Origin of the sequence: Spongiactinospora gelatinilytica, assembly GCF_003236385.1 — a bacterium.
In the GTDB taxonomy this organism is placed as follows: Bacteria; Actinomycetota; Actinomycetes; order Streptosporangiales; family Streptosporangiaceae; genus Spongiactinospora; species Spongiactinospora gelatinilytica.
In genome coordinates this window covers 1-2964 of sequence record NZ_POUA01000587.1, presented here as the reverse complement: position 1 = coordinate 2964, position 2964 = coordinate 1, and the positions used below count along the sequence as shown (strand labels likewise).

The following is a 2964-nucleotide window of genomic DNA, read 5'->3' as shown; positions in this document are numbered from 1 at the left end:
CCCTACCCGGCCTGGACCGGCATCCTCAGCGGCATGGCCGAGCTGCGCCGCTTCCACGAGATTCCCAACTGGCGACCCATCTGGGTCCAAGAGGAGGCCGCCTGATCACCCACTCCTTTCCCAGTGGCCGGGGTGGTGAGGGGTGCCCGGCCCATCGGGGACCAGGAGGCCGCCCGCTCGCCTGCGTCTCTTTCGCGGACTGACCATGCGATCTTGTCCATGTGGTGTGCGCCCAGTGGCCGACCTGCTCCAAGGGCGGCGGCCTGGCTGTCTGGACCTCTCCAGGGCTGTGGCCTGCTGGACGGTTATGTGACTGGTGGCCGATTTCGCTTCAAGGGATTGCCGGGTCGCGCGGTTCCTGCCTGCTGCCGCGCCGTCCTGCCAGCTGGGGCAGCGGTATCCCTTTGCCTTTCCGGCGTGCCCAGGTCCTCGGCCCGCGCGGCAAGCGGGCGTGGTCAGAGGTGGCCGGCTGGGGCGGCGGCCTGCCTGTGACTGTGAGGTTGTGTGGCTGATGTTCTGGGGTCTGCGGGTCTCCGCGCGGGTCGGTACCGGGGGGCGATGTGTGTGTGGGGGCATGGTGCGTTCGGACTTGGGGGCTGGGCGAGTCGCAGCTCCCGATCGGAGCCCCTTCCCGATGGACCGATCTTGAGTCTCGGGATCAGACCGTGCCCTCACCCGTGGGGGCTCACAGCCAGAACGCGACCTCCACCAGGAGCACCCTCCCCCTCAGCACCACCCCGCATGAACACCGCCAGCCCACAGGTCTCACTCACTCGCGGCTACCGGGCAGCGGGCCTGCCCGATCAGCCGAGGAGGAGGGTGGTGAGGGCGGCGACGGCCTGGCTGAGGGTGGTGATGGCGGTGACGCGGCGGGCCATTCGTTCCAGGGTGTCGGACAGTACGTCGGCGTCGGGGTCGTCCTCGGCAAGTTCGTCTTCGATCCGGTCGGCCTCGCGCAGTACCGGCCGGGCCTGGTCGCCCAGTTCCTCGCGGTACCGTTCGACCAGCTCACGGATGTCGGCCAGCAGTCGTTCCGCCTCGCCGGGCGGAGCGGCCGGGCCGCCGATGTGCTGGACGGCTCGCGCCCCCGTACCGACCGCCATCGGCCCCTGGACGTTCCCGCCGCTGATCTGGATGCCCTTGTTGACCTCGCTCAATTCGCGCTCCCCGGCTGCGGCTGCCCCTGTTGCTGTTGATGTTGATGTTGCTGCTGCCTGGCCTGGGCGTGCGCCCCCGCGGCGACCGGGCCGGTCACCGTGCCGCCGGTGATGATCGCGCCGTTGTTGATCACCGTCGCCGCCTGCTGCCGATAGGCGGTGGTGTCGATGTCGCGGGCCTCCAGATAGTCGAGCACCGCCTCGGTCAGCCGCTGCTCGATCAGCTTGGTGTACTTGTCGGCGTCCAGCACATGAGTGAACCGGTCCACGTCGATCGCCGCGCCCAGCTCGCGCACGCTCTCCCGCGCCCCGAACGGATAGACCAGGTAGCGGGCGGGATTGCGCTGCCGAATGCCGCGACGGATGTTCTGGACGGCCGTGCGGATCAGCCGCCCCGGCGCGAACACCACGTCGGCCACCAGATCGTTACGCCCGGACAGCGCCGCCCGCCAGACCACGATCGGCTTGGGCAGGGCCGGCAGCTTGTCGATCTCGTGGAACTGCGCCGCGACCGGCGGCAGAACCGTCACCACGAGCTGGGTGTAGAGCATGCGGCCCTCCACCGCGAGGTGGATGAACGCCGAGACGACGATCCCCCGATCTTCGGCCGGGGCGAGCAGGAAGCCGTCCGCGTTCCTGATGTCCTGGCCGTCCACGTTGACGGTGACCCGCTGGTAGTGGCGTACGCCGCCCTGCGGATGCCGGCTCACCGCGTCGATGGTGTCCTTGCGGGCCGCGTAGTGCGGCATCCCGGAGCCGGGGTCGATCAGCGGGTGGCTGTTGTGGGGGCCGTGCCAGGTACGGGCGCGGGCGTCCGGCCAGTCGCGGCGGGTGAACGTGCCGCGCACGGCGAGGTGGTCGGTGATGTGCAGGCCCGCGATGACCTGCGCGGGGTCGCGTACGGCGTCGCGCATCTGGAGCAGCCGGGAGCGCACGAAGTCGTGCAGATCGACGACGTCGATCTCGACCTGCCGGTCTCTGACCGGATCGTCGCGGCCGGAGTAACCGGCAGAGCCCGGGGAACGGCCGGGCGGGCGGCGCAGGCGGTCCAGTTCGACGGCGATCGACCAGGATCGGTGGACGTCTCCGGCGCCGACGAACGGGTTCTCCGCGCCGTAGAGGGTGATGTTGCCCCACTGGGCCCGCGCGATGTACTCCAGCCGGTCGCGGTGGGCGGCGATCCCGTCGTCGGTGAGCCCGTCGTGGAAGCCGGGCTTGAGGCGTTCGGACAGGGTCAGGTACCACATCACGCGGTAACCGATCGCGAGGGCGAAGGGCAGCGCGGCGATGACGAGCGGTCCGAGCAGAGCGCCGGGCGAGGGGAGTTCACCGGGTGCCGTGTCGAACCCCGTACCGACGCCGCTCATGATGATCAGGTAGCCGAAGACGGGCAGCAACAGCCCGGTCGCCAGCAAAAGCGTGGCTTTGGACGTGGCCGGGCCGCGGCGTACGGCGGGCGCAGACAACAGGACGAGCGGCACCCAGGGCAGGATGAACAGCACGGCGGGCCAGACCAGCAGGGACACGATGAGCAGCACCGTGATGAAGGCGTCGCGCAGCACGGAGAGGCGTTCGGCGCGCAGGCAGTGGGCCAGCACCGGGACCAGATCGACACCGCCGAAGGACGGCGCGACCGCGCGGTACCGGTCATCGAGCAGCTCGCGCAGCACCCGATCACGGAACCGGCCGTTCAGGTAGGCCCCCGCGCACAGGTAGCGGGTGGCGTTCTGGAGGGGGGCGGGCGGCGCGGCCTGCTGCGGTTGTGGCACCTGCTCGGCCGGTCCCGGGGCTTGGGGTACCGACGGCC

The 2964-nt window shown here is 70.4% G+C and carries 2 protein-coding genes; both read right to left on the bottom strand.

Annotated elements, in window-relative coordinates; genetic code table 11:
- Nucleotides 1-803: 803 nt before the first annotated feature.
- Nucleotides 804-1157, bottom strand: a complete 354-nt coding sequence (locus C1I98_RS37325; protein WP_111171973.1) for a hypothetical protein — start codon at nt 1155-1157, stop codon at nt 804-806.
- The coding region (locus C1I98_RS37320) for an AbeC-like domain-containing protein (protein WP_497846211.1) at nt 1154-2964 on the bottom strand (1811 nt) is incomplete at its 5' end. The genes C1I98_RS37325 and C1I98_RS37320, both read right to left, overlap by 4 nt.